Origin of the sequence: uncultured Bradyrhizobium sp., assembly GCF_964252615.1 — a bacterium.
Lineage (GTDB): Bacteria > Pseudomonadota > Alphaproteobacteria > Rhizobiales > Xanthobacteraceae > Bradyrhizobium.
On record NZ_CAXUNQ010000027.1, the window covers coordinates 1 to 16132 of the forward strand.

A 16132-nucleotide genomic window follows, 5' to 3' on the forward strand; every position below is an offset into this window, starting at 1 on the left:
TCGACGCAAGATATTCCAGCGCGTTGAACGAGGCAGTGGCGCGATGCTCGAAGTACCCGTGGTCGACATAGTGCTGCGATGCCATCGCCTCGGTGACGCCAGGCGAAATCAGGTCAGGATTTGACCCAAGATATTCCAGCGCGTTGAACGAGGCAGTGGCGCGATGCTCGAAGTATCCGTGATTGACGTAGTGCTGCGATGCCATCGCCTCGGTGACACCCGGCGAAATAAGGTCGGGATTGGAGGCAAGATATTCCAGCGCGTCGAACGAAGCGATGGCGCGATGCTCGGAATATCCATGAGCGACGTAGTGCTGCATGCCCATCAGCGGGGTAACGCCCGGCGAAATTAGGTCGGGATTCGACGCGAGATACTCCGGCGCGTCGAACGAGTTTGTGGCGCGACGCTCATGGATGCCGATGCTGAAGTAGTAGTCCGTGGCGGCGGCTAGATTGAGACCAAAGCCAACAATCATATCCGGATTGGAGGCAACGTACGCCAGTGGGTCGAACGGACTGATATTGATCTGGAAAGACGACACGTCGGTGGTGTTGCCCGAAGCATCCGCTACTTTGAAGGAAAATGTATCGGAGGCGAAGCCGTTTGCGGTCTCCTGGTAGCTGACAAGCCCGCTGTCAATGTCCGCCTGCGTGAAGGCAGATGCTGGGGTCCCGTTTAACAACAACGTACCGTGGCTTGCGCCCGTTGTTACCGTGTAGCGCAGCTGCGCGCCGGAACTGACATCATCAAGGACGCTGAGAAGGCTTGAGGTGATGGTCTGGGTGGCACCCGCGTTAAGTGAGAGCGGGATATTATGGATGAGTGCGGGAACATGAGTGTCGAAAGGAACCAGATGGAATCCCAAAGCGACCAGTTGCTTCAGGTCGATGGCAGTGAGCCGTTGCGAGGTACTTCCGTTATAAAATTCGTTGAACGGATCATTGGAACCTTGCACGCCAGTATTGAGAAAGTCGCTGACGTCGGAGGTGCGGCCATAATCAGCAAGCTTGGTATTGCCCCCGTCTAAGGAAAAATAGGCGGCCGGGGCGGTGGTGCCGCCTTGGAACAGCCGAGTGCCCGGATTTGTAAAGCGGAACAGGTCGAAGATATCCGGCTGGACGCCGTAGGGAACGCGGCCCATCGCATGAGTCAGTTCGTGCAGCGCAACGCCAACCAAGAGGCTCGGATCGATATCAGTTGCAAAGGTAGCACTGCCATCGTCGGTGGTTGTATCATTGGCCCCCATCAGGCCCCAAAGCTTCAACTGCGCGTTCCAGACGGCGATGCTTGACTGTTCCTGGATCGATGATCCGGCCGCCAGCGCGTTGAACGACGTATCGCCCGGCGTCGCATTGTTGATCAGGTCGGCCCTGATCGACGAATAGCTCTGGAACACGCCGTGATCGGGACCGGCGGCGGCGCCCCCACCGGTTCCGCTATAGTCGATCTTCAAATTGACGGTGATCTTGTCGGAAAAGGCCGCCGCCATGATAGCGACAGCCTGCTGTATCCCGGCCCGAAAGCTTGCAGGTGCCGCCAATGCGGCGGCATCGAACATCAGGTTGATGGTAAGGCCGCCGGAGCTGACGACGACCACGGAACCCGGGTCGCTGGGACCGTCAGCCGTCCCGCCGGATACGGTCGGCAACCAGGTAGTCGGCGCGGGGGCGAAGGGATTGCCGTCACTGAGCCAGGATGCCCAGGGTGAGAAGGTCGCGAAGATTTCGCCACCCACGGCATTGAAGTCATCGTCTGAAGGCTGTTGCTCACCTGGTAGCAGACTTGGAAGGAAATCCGAGTTCATTGACTACTCTCGAGCAGGCCCATTATCAGAAGCAAGCGGGACGGCGTTCGGCGGATCCTTGCCGGATGCGATTCGCGATTCTTCCGTATCTTGAAGCAGGCTGTTATAGGTTGGCTTAATTTGGGCGGGCCAGTTTCCCGGACTGCTACAACACTTCTTTAATAAGTATTGTAGCCTCCCATGGCTGTGACCCGTCTGACCTTGCGCGGCATTATCGGATGCCGGCAGGTCTTTACGCCGCAAAGTTGCCGCGGTAGGTTCGAAGAAGCTGCATTGGGAATCCATGGTGGTAAAATTCGCCGACATGAAGGTCTCGCGATGGCTGCTGACCGCAATTGGTGGATTTGGGATGATGGCGCTCTCGTTTGTCGGCACGCTGTATGCGATTGATATGTACCTGCCTGGCTTCGGCGGAGCTTACATTCGAGATCAGCAACGCGTTAAAGATGCCGCGCTTCTCAAGGGCGCCTTGGAAAATTATCACAAGGCACGCGGAGGATATCCCAACTTTACCGACAACCCGGTCAGCGACCTCAAGAAAGACCTGGTTGATGGCGGGTTCTTGAAAAATATCCCGGAGGATCCGTCGCCGGAAAAACGATATCGCTATACAAATAATAATCCAGACGGGCGGAGCTTTGGGCTATTGGTCCCCCTTGAAGGCCCTCCCGGCGAATGTGTGACTGTCGTCGGAATTAATCCGGGTTGGTGGGTACAGGCTTCCCAATGCCCATTCTGAGCCTGAAATCTCGACTTTCAGGCTGCACCGCATATAGCTGATGCAGCGTGATCTGAAGCGCTTCCATGAAGCTGAAGCTTTGCGCGTGCCCGCCGGAGCAATGCTGGCCACGATGATCCCTCCGGCAATGATATGCCGAAGCACGGTCCGACGCCGCGATGTTAACGCTTTGCCCCGAATGTCATAGGCAGTAGGTGGCTCGTAGGCCAACTGGAGCTGCGGCAACGATGCCTCGATCTGACATCAAACACCTCCGGCTTCTGTTTAAATATCCGAACTGTATCCGCCGCTACCGCTTGGGCCGTTTCCATAACGTCACGACGCGGCCGTTGGGCAACGTCCAAGTATCGACGGGGAGGAAATCCACATCGCGCGCTGCGACTTCCAGTGCGGCGTAATCGACCGGGGGACCAAAGTCTTCACCTTCCTCCCCGGGCGACGTCAAAAGCAAGTTCGAGTGGGCCGCCGCTCCATTAGTTAGCCATTCGCGAAAACCTCCCGTAGTATTTCCCGTCCCTCCCGGGTCCACAAGGATGAAACTGCGACCAGCACGCGTCTTTAAGAAATACTGAAGTCCAAGCGCATTCACACTGTAAATTCCGTTTCGGAAACCGACCGCTACTCCACCGCTTTCGCCATTTTCAGAAATGGCGTGATTTGTTTCAGCAAATACCGCGAGCCACAGCGCGGCGTCCGCCTTGTTACGGCCCATAGCCCGCGGGCCGCTGCTGTCTATATAGATGTCTATGGTTCCTCGATTATCCGACACACCCACCGGACCCAGGTATGGCACCCCGGTTGCACCCTGCGGCAAGGTATAGATATTCAAAAAAGGAAGCCCCACCACGATAGCGGTGCTCACAATGACGAAAAGAACGGCGGCGCGGTAGAGTCGCAGGGTCGACGCTTGCCAAGCCAAACAGACCGCGAGTACCACAAGCGGGGGAAGCAATGGCGCAATAAACGCGGACCCGGTGTTGGGTGAACTCACCAGAGCTGCAATTCCGCAGAATACCGTCACGGTAAGAAGCAATAGCGGAGAGTTGGCTACATATGTTCCGCTCTTCCATCCGTGCTGCCGGATGGCGTGAAATGCGACGGCTGGCATCACCGCAAGTCCGAGAGCAATTAAAATAAGATGCGGCAAAAAGACGGAGCAGGCGACGAGGAGTATCGCCCTCTGAAGGGTATCTAGCGAAAAAAACGGTATGACCGTGCCGTATTCTGCGGCTCGGGTACCGTACCCGAAGCTAAACAAGTAACTGCCCACTTCTTTCCACGTGAACGCAAGCCACATCGCCGAAACGATCGCCGCAACTCCGAGCGCACCAACGAAACGGATCAAGCGGCCCGAAAGCGACGCGCTCGACGCAATGTTGAGCGCCGCTCCGAACAAAATTCCTGGAATGAAAGCAATCGTCATCGTTCGCGCTAGCGGTAATAGACCTAAAAATATTCCGAAGGCAATCGACCATCCAGTTTTAGAAAAACGATCAGATTTTACGGCTGCGAGTAACGCCAAGGCAACAAGAGCCGTAGCAGGCATAGCGAAATGGAAGCTTCGCGAATAGATGACAATCAGCGGAGTCGTAGCAGTCAATGCGGCGGCGCCCAACCCAGCGTAGGGACCGGCGATTTCGCAGGCAAGCCAATATGCTGCTAGGATCGCGATCGTGGCGCTCGCCAGGGGCACAAGGTAACCGTAATGCAGTTCGAGGCCCGCGGCTGCATAAACTAAAGATGTCAGCGCCGTTGTTAGAGGGGCCTGGATGTTCGGGCCTGTCACCTGCTTTAGCCAAGCTAAGAAGCCGTTCTTGGTGAGTTCAAAATAATCCCCGACGGCAATACCGAAGTAGCCGGCCTCATCCATGTCGAGAAGCCCACCGACCCGATGCTCCCAAATCCATTGTATGCCAACCCAAAAGAATAAACACGCGACGGCAATACAAATGACTTGCGGCAAGTTCGTCGCTCTGCGGAGTAAAGGGGAACTCCATTCGCGGGTTGGCGTCCAATCGAAAGAATTAATTACCATCTCTGTATCGCTCTGCTTTGCGTACCGCGCCCCCCGGTCCTCTGCGCATGTTGGGGTCTGCACAAAGGACTCCGCGTCCTTTGTCCTCCTCAATGACAGCTCCAAGATCCAATTGCGAAGATGAACATCGTTCAACGCCTCTCGAGGAATTCGTTCAATCCGTCCAAGCGCTCGTCAAACGCGGCCGCTATTGGCCGACCCACGCATTTTGCAATCGCAGGTCACTTACAATCCGGCCGATACTTGCAACAAAGTCGTTTCCCAGCGCCGCGTCCGTAATCGCCGTCCAATCGTGCTCTGCCGACCTGACAATCGTAAGCGGAAATTCATGCGGCCACCAATCCTCGTGGCGCTGCCTGATAAGCGCGACAAGCTCCGCAGTTGTTCGTCTGGGCCGATTTGTTTTTCTTCCAGGTGCCATTGGCCGTTATGGGCTCCGAACAAATGACGCACACCGCGCTTTGTCGAACGTACCGCTATAGTTTGTACCCGGCATGCAGCGCGTCATCGTGGAACATCTTGACCGTCTCAAGCGAATAGTCGTCGAGGTTCTTCCCGACCAGCGACAGTTTCTTCAGAATATCGTTGGTTACGGTAATGACGTGGCACCCGATCGCATCCGCCTGGAAGATGTTCAACAGCTCGCGGGGGCTGGCCCAGATCAATTCGGCGGCCGGTGCGACCTTGAGCAATTCAACGGCAGCCATCATCATCGGCAGCGGATCCTGACCGGTATCAGCAACGCGTCCCGCGAATACCGAGACGTAACTCGGCACATTCGGATCCAGCGCGGCCACCACGTCGCGCACCTGCGTCAACGTCATCAAGGCCGTGATGTTCAGCTTCACCTTCCGGGCCGCAAGTTTTTCGATGAGCTTGTAACTGGTATTCCGTTGGGTGTTCATCACCGGAATCTTGACATAGACGTTTTCGCCCCAACCGGCGATTTCCATCGACTGGCGCTCCATGTCCGATAAATCGTCCGAGAAAACCTCGAGCGAAATCGGACGGTCCGGAATTGCCTTCAGGATGTCGAGCGAAAACGCCTTGTAATCGGTTATCCCGGCCTTGCGCATCAGGGTCGGGTTGGTGGTCAAACCCTTGACGAACGGCTTTGCATACATCTCCATCATGCCCGCTCTGTCGGCGCCATCCGCAAAGATTTTTACGGTCAGATCTTCAACTTTTTTCATGGTCCATCTCGCTCTCTATGATTGTCAGCGCTTCCTGGGTCGAACCGACCTTGTAATCGTACCGTTCGGGCGCAGTTTCCCTGTAAGCGCGATCGATAAAAATCGTACGGCTGCCCGCCGCAATGCCCGCTTCCACGTCGCCGCGGCGATCCCCGATCATGTAGCTGCGACCGAGGTCGACGTCGAATTCCTCCGCGCTCCGCAACAACATCCCCGGCCTCGGTTTCCGGCAGTCACAGCCGTCGCCATTGTCATGAAAACAGACCATGAACCGGTCGATCGCGGGAATGTGACGGGCAATTGCTTCGTTGATTTCCTCGACGGTTTCCCTGGGCGTCGTGCCCCGCGCCACGTCAGGCTGATTCGTGACAACGATCAAGACAAAGCCTCGGTCCTTCAATCGCTGAAGCTGGTCGCGAAGTCCATCGTAGATCTCCAGGTTCTCGACCTGCGGCGGCGGATAAGGTTTCCCGTCCCGGACGATCGGACGATTGAGCACGCCGTCGCGATCGAGGAAAATGGCCCTCGAAGTCATCTGGAAGAACCGGAGGTTGCGACCGCCGATTCCCACTTGGTCTGATTGGCCTTCAGCTTCGGATGCGACACAAGCAGATGCCAGACGACAGCCTGAAACGCTTCCGAATGTGGGGTGATGTTCTCCGTGTTGACGGTCGGCACGATGACGCAGGCATCGGCGACCTGCGCGGTATAACCACCGTCCCGGCCGACGACTCCCATGACCTTTGCACCAACCGTTTTCGCATATTGCAGCGCTGTCACGAGGTTGGGGCTGATATTCTTTTCAAGATTGCCCCCACCGACGGAAAAAATGAAAAGTGCGTCTTTCGCGAGCAATTTGCTAATTTTCAACCATTCGACAAAGACGGTCGCCCAGCCTTCGTCGTTGGTGCGCGCGGTCAATTCGGATACGTTGTCGGTTGGCGCATAGCACTCGATCCCTACGATCTTGCGGAAATCGTTGACCGCGTGAGAGCAATTGCCGGCGCTGCCGCCGACGCCCAGGAAGAAGACCCGTCCGCCCTCGCTTTTCAACTGCGCCAGCAGGTCCGCCATTTTCTCGATCGCGGCCAAGTCCATCTTCGCAATGATCTCAGCGGACTCGCGCATATGCTGTTCAGCGTAACCCATCATAATCCCCTGCTCTTGAAGTACTCAGCCGCTTCCGCCAGGCCGTCATGCGAACCTATTTCATAGAATCGCTCATGCACTTCGTAACCGGCCAGCTCTCCCGATAGCGAAAGTCCATGATAGATGTCAGCCAGATCGAACGGTTCCTTGGCGCTTTGCTTGACGAGGATCTGAGCCGAAAGGGCACCAAGTCCATAATCGATGTGGCTCATTTCAGGCCTTGGAGCCCTCTTGTTGTACTCCACAAGCACGTCGTTCAGGAACAGAACGTTGCTCTTGTCCCATTGGTCCGCATTGCGCTGGACCGTCATCAAGGCGGGCTTGCCGCTGTTCAGAAAAGCCTGTTCGACGCGGGCGAAGTCAATGGGCAGATAGGAGTCTCCATACAGGACCAAAAACTGGGAGTCCAGAAGCGGCAAAGCCCGCCTCAGGGCCCCCCCGGTTCCCATTAGCTTGGGCCAATCCTGCGAGTAGGTTACCGATAGTCCACTTGCCGATCCGTCGCCGACAACCGCCTCGATCTGCTCGCCCAAGTATCCTATACAAAGCACTACTTTTGCCACGCCTTGACGTTTCAGATAGGCCAGCTGGCGCAATATGAAGGGTTCGCCGGCCACGTCCACCAAGGCCTTGGGAATGGTTTGGGTGACTGGATGAAGCCGGGTGGCCAGACCACCCGCAAGGATAGCCACCGGAAGCTTCACGAGAACAGCACTTTTGTTCCCTCGAAGTCGAACGCAAACCGGACTTCTTCGAGGCCGGCCTTGGTCATGGCATGGCGCAGCTTGTTCCGGTCATTGGCATAGAACAGAAGAAATCCGCCGCCCCCCGCACCAACCAGCTTGCCGCCGGTCGCGCCGTTTTTCACGCCGAGGTCGTACCAATCGTCGATCTGCGCATTGCTCATTCCGCCGGAACGGCGCTTCTTATGTTCCCAGTGTTCGTGCATCAGGGCGCCAAAATCTTCGGTCTTGCCGGATTGCAGCATCGCTTTGCTTCGAAGCCCCAGCTCCTTTACAAAATGCAGGTTTGCGATCATGTCTTTGTCGCTGCCTTTGGTCTTGGTGTTTTGATCCTTCAGGATCGACCCGGCACTCCTGGAAAATCCGGTGAAGAACAGCAGCAGATTGTCTTCGAGATCGAACTTGGTATCCATCGAGATCTTGAGAGGCTCGACGTCGACGGAATTGTCCGGATTGAACGTAAAGCAGGTAAGCCCTCCGCAAGCCGCAATATACTGATCCTGCTTGCCGATCGGTTCGCCGAGACGGTCGATCTCGATTTCGCAAGCCTTTTCCGCCAATTCCTTGGGCTCGATCTGACGCATCCTGTGCACATAGAGAGCCTTCAGAAGCGCCGTGGTAAAGCTTCCCGACGACCCCAGGCCCGTACCTGACGGAATATCCGCCAGCGTCGTTATCTCGACTTGCGGCGTCCTGAAATCAAGCATCTTGATGGCTTCGCGAATGATGGGATGCTGCACGTCGTCGGTGGCATCGACGTGCTCGAGATGGGAATATTTCAGGTAGATCCCCGTGGTGAACGGCCGCATCACGTTGACATAGACGTAGCGGTTGATGGCGCCGGCGATCAGAAACCCGCCGTGCTCGCGGTAGTACGAAGGCAGGTCGGTTCCGCCTCCGCCAAGGCTGATACGAAGCGGACTACGCGTGGTGATCATAACCAGAGATCCTGTAGATTTTTTCGATAATGGTAAGTGCCTCTATTGCGTCACGCACGCCAGCCGACGGCGCGCGCTTTAAGCGGATATCGTCCAGAAATTCCGCGAACTCGACGTCCCACGAGTTGTCGGCCATCGGGTATTCCCACGAGGTCGTCTCGGGCGGACCCATTTCCGGCAGCATCCGGTAAAAGGTCAGGCGCTCGATACCATAGCTGCCGCCAAGCCCGTTGATCTCGAGTTTTCCGTCCCGCCCGTAGATTTCGAATGAGAAGGTGTTTTTCCATTCAGTGCAGCTGGCATGCAGAAATGCAACCTGTTTTGCAGCCGTCTTAAGCAAAAGAAACCCGTTGTCGTCTACCGGCATATCCCAGAAATACGTGGCTGCGAAACCCTCGACCTCCGGGAATTCGCCGAGGAACCAGCGCGCCAGGTCGATGAGATGCGGCCCCTGATCGATGAGTTCGCCGCCGCCCGACGTGGCGGGATTGGATCGCCACTCCCGGTCATAACCTGGCCGCCCGCCATGACCGTACCGGGCCCGCAAGAACATCAGCGGACCGAGCGCGCCGGACGCGACCAGCTGATGCGCCTTCTGCAGGGCGCGATGGTAGCGATGGTTGAAGCCGACCCGCACCAGGCTTCCGCTGGCAGCCGCGGCTTCCGAAAGGCCGGCAAGTTCGCCCGCCCGGCGCGCCGCCGGCTTTTCGATCAAGACGTGCTTGCCGTTTGCGACCGCGCCATGTGCGATTTCCGCCAGGCTGTCGTGCAACGTCGCGACGATCACGATCGCGGCTGCGGGATCGCTGACCGCCTGTTTCCAATCGGCCACGGCGTTGCAACCATCAACGGTTGCGGCCAGCCGGTCGGCGCGTTCCTGCACGACGTCGGCACAGACCACGAGGCGCGCGCCGCCCAGCGCCTTGGCCCGCTTTTGGCCGATCAGGCCACAGCCGACGATCGCAACTCCCGGTCCGCTCTTCACCGATCGCCCCATTGCTTGTTCCTGTCGCGGCCGGTGATGCGCCGCAGGGTATAGACGTCGCTGCTGTTCAGTTCGTCGAGATGCAGGGGCCAGTCTTCCCATCGGTCCCATTGCGCGGCGATCAATTTTCCGGTGATGCCGTCGCTTTCCGATGAGCCCAGAAAGACGCAAAGCGCCGCGCCGACGTCGAGCGGTGTTCCGCCCTCGTCCGCTATCTTTTTCATGCGTTCGTAGAAATCTTTTCCTACCTTATCGGGGCCTGCCTCAAGAAGCTGCGTCATCATCTGGGTGACGAGGGCGCCAGGCGCGATCGCGTTGACGTCGATATTGTCGGCTTTGCATTCAAGCGCGAGCGACTCGGTAAATCGAACGACCCCGGCCTTGGACACCGCGTATGCCGTGATTCCCGGCATCGGATTCGCAGCCCCGCCGCCGGAAATGTTGATCATCTTGCCGTATCGCTGCGACCTGAAGATCGGAACCGCCGCCCGAGCGACGTAAACCAGACCCAGTAGATTGATCCGGATTGCATCGACCCACTCATTCCAGTGGACGTTCTCGATATTGCCCATTGGGCCGTAAATTCCGGCATTGTTGACGAGGATATCAAGCCGGGGAAAATCCGAATTTATTCTCGCGAAGATGGCGTCGACGTCGTTGACCTCTCCCACATCGCCAGCCACGGTGACGATGCGGGAACCCGGTAGGAGGAGCGGCGCAAGTGCTTGCTGCTGGTCGCGAAGTTTATCCGCACTGCGCGCGCAGAGCATGACCGACGCACCGTTCGCCACGAACTGGCGCGCGATTTCGGCGCCAAGCCCTTGGCTGGCACCCGTAATCAGCGCAAAGCGACCTTTGAGCTTCATTGCACCTTGCCCGCAACGATGTATTCCAATCCGGATAGGTCCGGTAACTGCTTCGCGGCAAAGGCGTTCTGATCGATCAACAATGCTCGCTTCATGGCGGGTACCAGCACCGCGAAGTCGAGCTTCAGAAATTCCGGCCACTCGGTAGCAAATACCACAGCGGCGCTGTCCTCGAAAACTTGATTGCTCGAGACCGCAACGGTGACCGCCGAATTCAGCGGTGCCGGCAGCACCGTCACCTTCGGATCAAAAGCCGTGACATCGGCACCGCCGGCAAGCAATTCCTCAATGACCTCGATCGCCACTGAACGTCGTATGGCATCGGTACCTGCCTTGTAGGCCAGACCCAGAATGCCGATCTTTTTCCCCTTCAACGCTCCAAGCCGGTGACGCAAATGCCGGACCACCCATCCCTTGTGATGGTCGTTGCTCTCCAGGACCGCGTTCAATACCGGAGCGCGCACGCCGTGATCGGTAGCGACGGCCTTGAGGAACTGGATGTCGCGCGCCAAAGTCCCGCCGCCGAACGCGGATCCGGCGCGGACATACGCTTTTTTCCCGATGCGGGGGTCGAGACGCAATGCCGTTTCAACTTCGCTCATGTCGGCTGAAACACGCTCGCACAAGGTGGCAATCTCGTTCGTAAACGTCACGCAGGTGGCCAGATATGAGTTCAAGGCGTGTTTGACCATTTCGGCCGATTCGACCCGTGTCCACAGCAGCGTCTCGCAGAATGGTTCGAGCACCGGCTCGATGAGCCGGCGTACGTCACTGCCGCGAACCCCGATTACGATGCGTTCCGATTGCGTAAACACGCGGATGGCGTCGCCAAGTCGAAGGTTCTCGGGCGAATAGGCAAATGAGACGTCGCGTCCATTCGCAACCTCGGCGAATTCCCGCTCCAGCCGCGCGGTGCTGCCGACCGGGACCTGTGACGAGATCAGCACGACCGACCCGCTCTTCAGATGCGGAAAGGTGCCGCGCACCCGATCGAGCACGTAATCGACATCGGCGACGTCGTTATCATCGACCGGCGTGTCAAAACAAATCCAAACAAGATTTGACGACGAGACGGCTGCGGCGACATCCGCGGTGAAGCTCAGCGCTCCCTGCTCCAAACCCTGCCGCAGCAGCGCGTCAAGGCCGGGCTCAAACAGCGGAGCGGTCCCGGCATCGAGCTTGGCGGCGGCCTGTTCGGTTTCGGCAAGCCCGACGGTTGCTATTCCGCGCGCCGCGAGACACGCCGCCGTGACGGTGCCGAGATGCCAAAGGCCATGGACGCAGACTTTCACGACCGAGCCTCGACGACCCATGGATTGGCAATGAGATATTCCAGCGTTGCGACGACGCCGTCCTGAATGGACAATTTCGGTGTCCAGCCGAGGGAGCGGATTCGGCCGCAGTCAAGGAAGATAAAGGGATTATCGCCGATCCAGCCGCGCTCGCCCCCCGTATAGATCAGCTCGGGTGCGACGTTGAGCCGCCGGCAAATCCACCCGATCGACTGGTTGACCTCGCAATATTCATCCTGGCCCAGATTGAAGATATTGACGGGCTCGGTGGCTTTCCCGACCGCAACCATGACCGCGTCTATGCAATCGTGGATATAGAGATACGACTTGCGCTGCCTGCCGTTACCCAGCACTTCAAGCCGCGACGGATCGGCCAGCAGCTTTTGATAGAAGTCGAAGACATGACCATGGGTGTAGCGCTCGCCGAGAATCGAAACGAAACGAAAGATGAAGCCTTGAAATCCGAAACCCTCGCAATAGGACGAGATCAGGCCTTCGGCCGCAACTTTGGAGTTGCCGTATAGCGAGGTCTGCACAGGAAAGGGCGCGTTCTCCGGGGTCGGGAAAATCGTTGCTTCTCCGTAAACCGAGCCGGTCGACGAAAACGCTATCTTCCTGATGCCATTTGCGCGCATGGCCTCGAGGACGTTGTAAGTAACAATGGTGTTCTGCTCGAGATCCCTGAACGGATGGTGGGTGCCGAAACGAACATCGGCATTGGCGGCGAGATGAAAAACCATTTCACAACCTGCCATCACCCGGCTTAATTTCTCGGTGTCGAGCAAATCTCCTTCGACCAGACTGAAGTTGGGGGATCGCAATGCGGAGGCTAGAAACGGCCGACGGCCGGTCGAGAAATTGTCATACCCCACCACCTTATTTCCATCCGCCAACAGCCGATCTACCAGATTACTTCCAATAAAACCGGCGGCGCCCGTCACAAAGGCAAGCATTAATTCTCCTCGCTCAACGTTTGCAACTGAGCGGCCCGGTCACTGGCCGCCTTCCGCATTGATGGTCGCATCAACCAGAACACTCCTCCCGGTAATGCAGCCAGCAGAACGCAAACTCCGAAGGCGACGGACAACGCCACGGCTTCTGAAGAAGTCATGGATGAAACCGAGCCGAGGGTTAAGACCACTGCAGCTTCGCGCCCTCCCCAACCGAGATAGAAAATGGGCAGCGACGCTACAAAAAAAACGAACGGCATGAAGAGGATCAGTTGTAGCGGCGAAACGACGAGGTGCATGGACTCGGCAAGCACAAGGAACGCCGTCGCCATCAACAGAAGTTGGACCGCAGACGATATCAGCAACGTAACAGACAGCCTTGGCCGGAACAGCAGGTGGCCGACCGTGAATATGCCGCGGATCGCCTTGTCCAGCAAACCTATCCCGGTAACAATTTTGAATCGAGAAAGTCCGAGTAGGACCATAATCCCCAATATCCCCGTAGCCCAGACCAACGCTTCAACTTTGAGAACGTGTAGAGGCACCGAAACCAGAAATTGGAAACCGAAGGCCACCGATCCCAAACATATGATGGCGATGGCACCCAGTACACGTTCATAAACCACGACCCGCAAAGACGCGCCCGGCGACAGATTAAACCTGAGAGAAAGAATCGCTACTTTCGCGACATCGGCAAGTGCCGAAATTGGAGCTCCGTGTGCGACAAACTGCGAGACCAGTTGGAGCCGGAGCAGACTTGCAAGACTAGATTTAGCATTATTAGAAATGGCCATGATGGCCTGCAGTCTCCATGCTCCGGCTAAGGTCGTCCCCAACACGCAGGTGACGGCAATAAACAGGCTGAGGAATCCTAGTCGGCGCCAAGCCTCTAAGAGAGAATCAGCATTTTTTGCTCGGAGTAGAACAAAGATGAGACCCAGCAGCAGAAGACTGCTTAAAAGGCCAATCAGCCCCTTTAGTTTTGATTTCATCTTAGCGGGGGGACGCTGATAGATAGAGTGTCGAAAAGCGATGTTTTGCGCACGCCGCTACCCAGGTCGGCGGGTCTCGAAAAAAGGAAACTTTTTTTCCTTCATCAAACGATCGCGAGATATATTTGACGTTGATTTCAATCGGCAAGCGCCCAACACGGGTAAGCTTGCCTACCAGTTCAATATCGAAATCAAACCGGTTGCACTCGAGATGCACGTTTTCAATCGCGTCACGTCGAAAAACCTTGAACATCGTAAACGGATCGCGCAACCGCTGACGAAAGGTGAAGTTCAACAACCAAGCGAAGAACAGATGACTGACATTCATAACGCTTGAAATGAACTGCTGCCCCTCAAAGCTGCGGAGCTGCCAAACCCGTTCTCCCGCCGGATGCCGCGATCCCAGTACGAAACTTGCCTTGTAGGCTCGAATTGGATTGATCAAATTTTCGTAGTCGTCGATGTCATACTCGAGATCGGCGTCCTGAATAATTATTACGTCGCCTGAGACCTGTTGCAGCCCAGCCCGGACAGCATGCCCCTTACCGCGGGGACAGTCTTCCAGAACAATCTTTACCTGCGGATGATTTTGGTAGGCGAGAACCTTCTCTCGTGTCCCGTCCGTTGAATTACTTTCAACGATACAAACCTCGATCGTCGCGTCTTGAATTCTCTTCGCCAAGATCCGTTTAAGAACAACATCAATCGTGCTGGATTCGTTGAAGGCCGGCAAGACCACTGAGATTTTCCAGTTCCGTTCATCTGGAGGACGTTGCTTCCCTCTCACACCGATTGCCAGGAGGCGGCCCTTCTGGTTTGCAATACTTTTGATGTCGCTCAGGCCAAAGCTCGGAGGAAATCCCAACGCTTCAGAAGATAAAACGTCGTTGAATATGCCGGAGCGCTGGCTTTCCTTTTGAAGGATGTCTCGTGACGCCCAAATTATCGGTGACTCATATCCAGCGCGAAAAAGGATTTCGGCCAAATGCTCCCGCGCGCGATCATACTGATCGAAGGCGAGGTGAACATCAAGAAGGAGGAGGTCGCCCCACGTAGAAGCAGCCGTTCGGACGCCTACTTCTCGACGGAGTTCCTCGATTCCAACGCCGCCGAATGTAAACGCCAGTCTCTTACGTTCAACGCCATTCGCACGAACGAAGGCAGCCTCGTAATGGTTGAAGAGGGTGCTCCATGCCGTCGAACGCGACAGATGATGTTCCGCGATTATGTCTGTGCTAGCCACTGAGCAGGTCATAGATTGGATTCCGGTGGAGGTGGCTCCTCTCTTCGGACCGATCTAGCCGAATGGAAGCAAAAAACCTGCAGGCGATTAGCACAGGTGATCCGAGCTTACCAGCCCGGCAAGCTAGGTTTTTAGGCTTCCGAGATCACGTCTCAATGGTGTCTTGCATCTACAGAATGGTCATCTGGACACCACCCGTGGGGGCAAAGGCTGATCCAACGATGTCAAACGCATCGCGCCGATTCGCTTAGCGAATAATCAAGGCAAGATTCGAGCTCAGAGGCCCTAAATACATGCCCGTTTTGCAAATCTTCAGTGTCTTCTTACCTTTCCACTCTTTGGCCAGCAATGCCTCGCTCAGAAATTCCACATTTCGAGGGGTCGTCCAATAGGAGAACCGCGTTCGTTTTAGGAGAAACCGAAAAAATTTTGGATTCCAGTGCAACAGTGGAACCGCCGTATGATGCTCGATTGGAAACCATCCATTCGGCACTGTGATAAATGCCGAGCTAGCGACGCGCTGAGCTTCAGCTAAAAAGAACGCTCGCTCGCTTGGTCCGCCAACATGCTCTAAGACAGCGTTAGAACAAACAATGTCGAACTGTCCGTCTTGGAATGGAAGTCGTTCACCCGCCGAGATGCTGACATATGAAACCTTCGGAAAAGCGCTTCTTAAAGCGGCGCCATCTCCAAGTCCTGCACAGGTGATTTGGCCAGGCCATGGATATTGTTGCTCGAGCATGTTGGCTTCCAGGCCATCCTCCTCCGAGACTCCAATATCTAAAATAGAAACAGAATGATCGGGTGCAAATTCGCTGATAAACAAATCATACATCGCCTTTCTGGCCCTTGCCGACACGCCGCGAGCGGTTCTGATCGAGCCAGCATCCCGGTAGTAAATTGAATCGATACTCTTCATCTCGACCTTCCAGTTATGCAGGAGGTTTTCATGCGTAAACAAAGCGTCTCGGATCACCTAGCATCGTTGAACCTCAGGTGGAAGGTTGCTGGAAAACTCATCAAATAATCGATGCCGGGTCGTGCTTTGGTGAAGTAATTTCAGCTAATTCATATCCGATTCATCCGGGATATCAGGTAATATAATACCAAAAATCAAACGGGATGAGACGCAACTCGGCCGATTTTCCTTGGAAACGGGACCGGATTGGATTGCTTTTCCTTCGTCTCGATCGGACTGAGATT

Annotated in this window: 15 protein-coding genes; 1 reads left to right on the plus strand and 14 read right to left on the minus strand. The window is 56.1% G+C overall.

The genetic code is table 11. The features are described from left to right. The coding region (locus ACFE72_RS14660; protein WP_375413833.1) for an NF038122 family metalloprotease at window positions 1-1804 on the minus strand (1804 nt) is incomplete at its 3' end. Window positions 1805-2087: 283 nt separating this feature from the next. Here ACFE72_RS14660 and ACFE72_RS14665 point away from each other — a divergent pair. Continuing rightward, entirely contained in the window at window positions 2088-2543 is a 456-nt protein-coding gene (locus ACFE72_RS14665) for a hypothetical protein (protein WP_375413834.1), read from the plus strand. A 289-nt stretch (window positions 2544-2832) separates the two neighbouring features. Here ACFE72_RS14665 and ACFE72_RS14670 read toward each other — a convergent pair whose 3' ends face one another. The 13 genes from ACFE72_RS14670 to ACFE72_RS14730 all read right to left on the minus strand — a co-directional run bounded on the left by ACFE72_RS14670 (window position 2833) and on the right by ACFE72_RS14730 (window position 15848). Further along, complete coding sequence (locus ACFE72_RS14670) at window positions 2833-4506, minus strand: ArnT family glycosyltransferase (protein ID WP_375413835.1); 1674 nt, start codon at window positions 4504-4506, stop codon at window positions 2833-2835. Window positions 4507-5054: 548 nt separating this feature from the next. After that, a complete protein-coding gene (locus ACFE72_RS14675; RefSeq protein ID WP_375413836.1) occupies window positions 5055-5771 on the minus strand; it encodes a transaldolase in 717 nt (238 codons plus the stop codon). Next, window positions 5758-6306, minus strand: coding sequence for an HAD family hydrolase (locus ACFE72_RS14680; RefSeq protein ID WP_375413837.1), 549 nt, complete (start codon window positions 6304-6306; stop codon window positions 5758-5760). Before ACFE72_RS14680 ends, ACFE72_RS14675 begins: the two co-directional genes overlap by 14 nt. Next, entirely contained in the window at window positions 6303-6920 is a 618-nt protein-coding gene (locus ACFE72_RS14685) for an SIS domain-containing protein (RefSeq protein WP_375413838.1), read from the minus strand. Before ACFE72_RS14685 ends, ACFE72_RS14680 begins: the two co-directional genes overlap by 4 nt. Then, window positions 6920-7612 carry a nucleotidyltransferase family protein gene (locus tag ACFE72_RS14690; RefSeq protein ID WP_375413839.1) on the minus strand — a complete coding sequence of 231 codons (693 nt, stop codon included), beginning with the start codon at window positions 7610-7612 and terminating at the stop codon, window positions 6920-6922. The genes ACFE72_RS14685 and ACFE72_RS14690 overlap by 1 nt, the downstream gene beginning before the upstream one ends. 8 nt (window positions 7613-7620) lie before the next feature. After that, window positions 7621-8601: a GHMP kinase gene (locus tag ACFE72_RS14695; protein ID WP_375413840.1), complete on the minus strand. Its 981-nt coding sequence runs from the start codon at window positions 8599-8601 to the stop codon at window positions 7621-7623. Further along, a complete protein-coding gene (locus ACFE72_RS14700) occupies window positions 8585-9697 on the minus strand; it encodes a Gfo/Idh/MocA family protein (protein WP_375413841.1) in 1113 nt (370 codons plus the stop codon). Before ACFE72_RS14700 ends, ACFE72_RS14695 begins: the two co-directional genes overlap by 17 nt. After that, window positions 9583-10452, minus strand: coding sequence for an SDR family NAD(P)-dependent oxidoreductase (locus tag ACFE72_RS14705; protein WP_375413842.1), 870 nt, complete (start codon window positions 10450-10452; stop codon window positions 9583-9585). Before ACFE72_RS14705 ends, ACFE72_RS14700 begins: the two co-directional genes overlap by 115 nt. Continuing rightward, entirely contained in the window at window positions 10449-11744 is a 1296-nt protein-coding gene (locus ACFE72_RS14710; RefSeq protein ID WP_375413843.1) for a nucleotide sugar dehydrogenase, read from the minus strand. The genes ACFE72_RS14705 and ACFE72_RS14710 overlap by 4 nt, the downstream gene beginning before the upstream one ends. After that, on the minus strand, window positions 11741-12685 hold the full coding sequence (locus tag ACFE72_RS14715; RefSeq protein ID WP_375413844.1) for an NAD-dependent epimerase/dehydratase family protein: 945 nt from the start codon (window positions 12683-12685) through the stop codon (window positions 11741-11743). The genes ACFE72_RS14710 and ACFE72_RS14715 overlap by 4 nt, the downstream gene beginning before the upstream one ends. A gap of 11 nt (window positions 12686-12696) precedes the next feature. Next, entirely contained in the window at window positions 12697-13686 is a 990-nt protein-coding gene (locus ACFE72_RS14720) for a YbhN family protein (RefSeq protein WP_375413845.1), read from the minus strand. Between the two features lies 1 nt (window position 13687). Further along, window positions 13688-14941 (minus strand): glycosyltransferase family 2 protein, encoded by a 1254-nt coding sequence (locus ACFE72_RS14725; RefSeq protein ID WP_375413846.1) that lies wholly within the window; start codon window positions 14939-14941, stop codon window positions 13688-13690. 235 nt (window positions 14942-15176) lie between these two features. After that, window positions 15177-15848, minus strand: coding sequence for a methyltransferase domain-containing protein (locus tag ACFE72_RS14730; RefSeq protein ID WP_375413847.1), 672 nt, complete (start codon window positions 15846-15848; stop codon window positions 15177-15179). Window positions 15849-16132 lie beyond the last annotated feature (284 nt).

Bases quoted from the DNA above. Each gene is read 5' to 3' on its own strand.
- ACFE72_RS14665 (WP_375413834.1), top strand. From the start codon at position 2,088: ATGGTGGTAAAATTCGCCGACATGAAGGTCTCGCGATGGCTGCTGACC.
- ACFE72_RS14675 (WP_375413836.1), bottom strand. From the start codon at position 5,771: ATGAAAAAAGTTGAAGATCTGACCGTAAAAATCTTTGCGGATGGCGCC.
- ACFE72_RS14680 (WP_375413837.1), bottom strand. From the start codon at position 6,306: ATGACTTCGAGGGCCATTTTCCTCGATCGCGACGGCGTGCTCAATCGT.
- ACFE72_RS14685 (WP_375413838.1), bottom strand. From the start codon at position 6,920: ATGGGTTACGCTGAACAGCATATGCGCGAGTCCGCTGAGATCATTGCG.
- ACFE72_RS14695 (WP_375413840.1), bottom strand. From the start codon at position 8,601: ATGATCACCACGCGTAGTCCGCTTCGTATCAGCCTTGGCGGAGGCGGA.
- ACFE72_RS14700 (WP_375413841.1), bottom strand. From the start codon at position 9,697: ATGGGACCGATGGGAAGACTGGCCCCTGCATCTCGACGAACTGAACAG.
- ACFE72_RS14705 (WP_375413842.1), bottom strand. From the start codon at position 10,452: ATGAAGCTCAAAGGTCGCTTTGCGCTGATTACGGGTGCCAGCCAAGGG.
- ACFE72_RS14720 (WP_375413845.1), bottom strand. From the start codon at position 13,686: ATGAAATCAAAACTAAAGGGGCTGATTGGCCTTTTAAGCAGTCTTCTG.
- ACFE72_RS14725 (WP_375413846.1), bottom strand. From the start codon at position 14,941: ATGACCTGCTCAGTGGCTAGCACAGACATAATCGCGGAACATCATCTG.
- ACFE72_RS14730 (WP_375413847.1), bottom strand. From the start codon at position 15,848: ATGAAGAGTATCGATTCAATTTACTACCGGGATGCTGGCTCGATCAGA.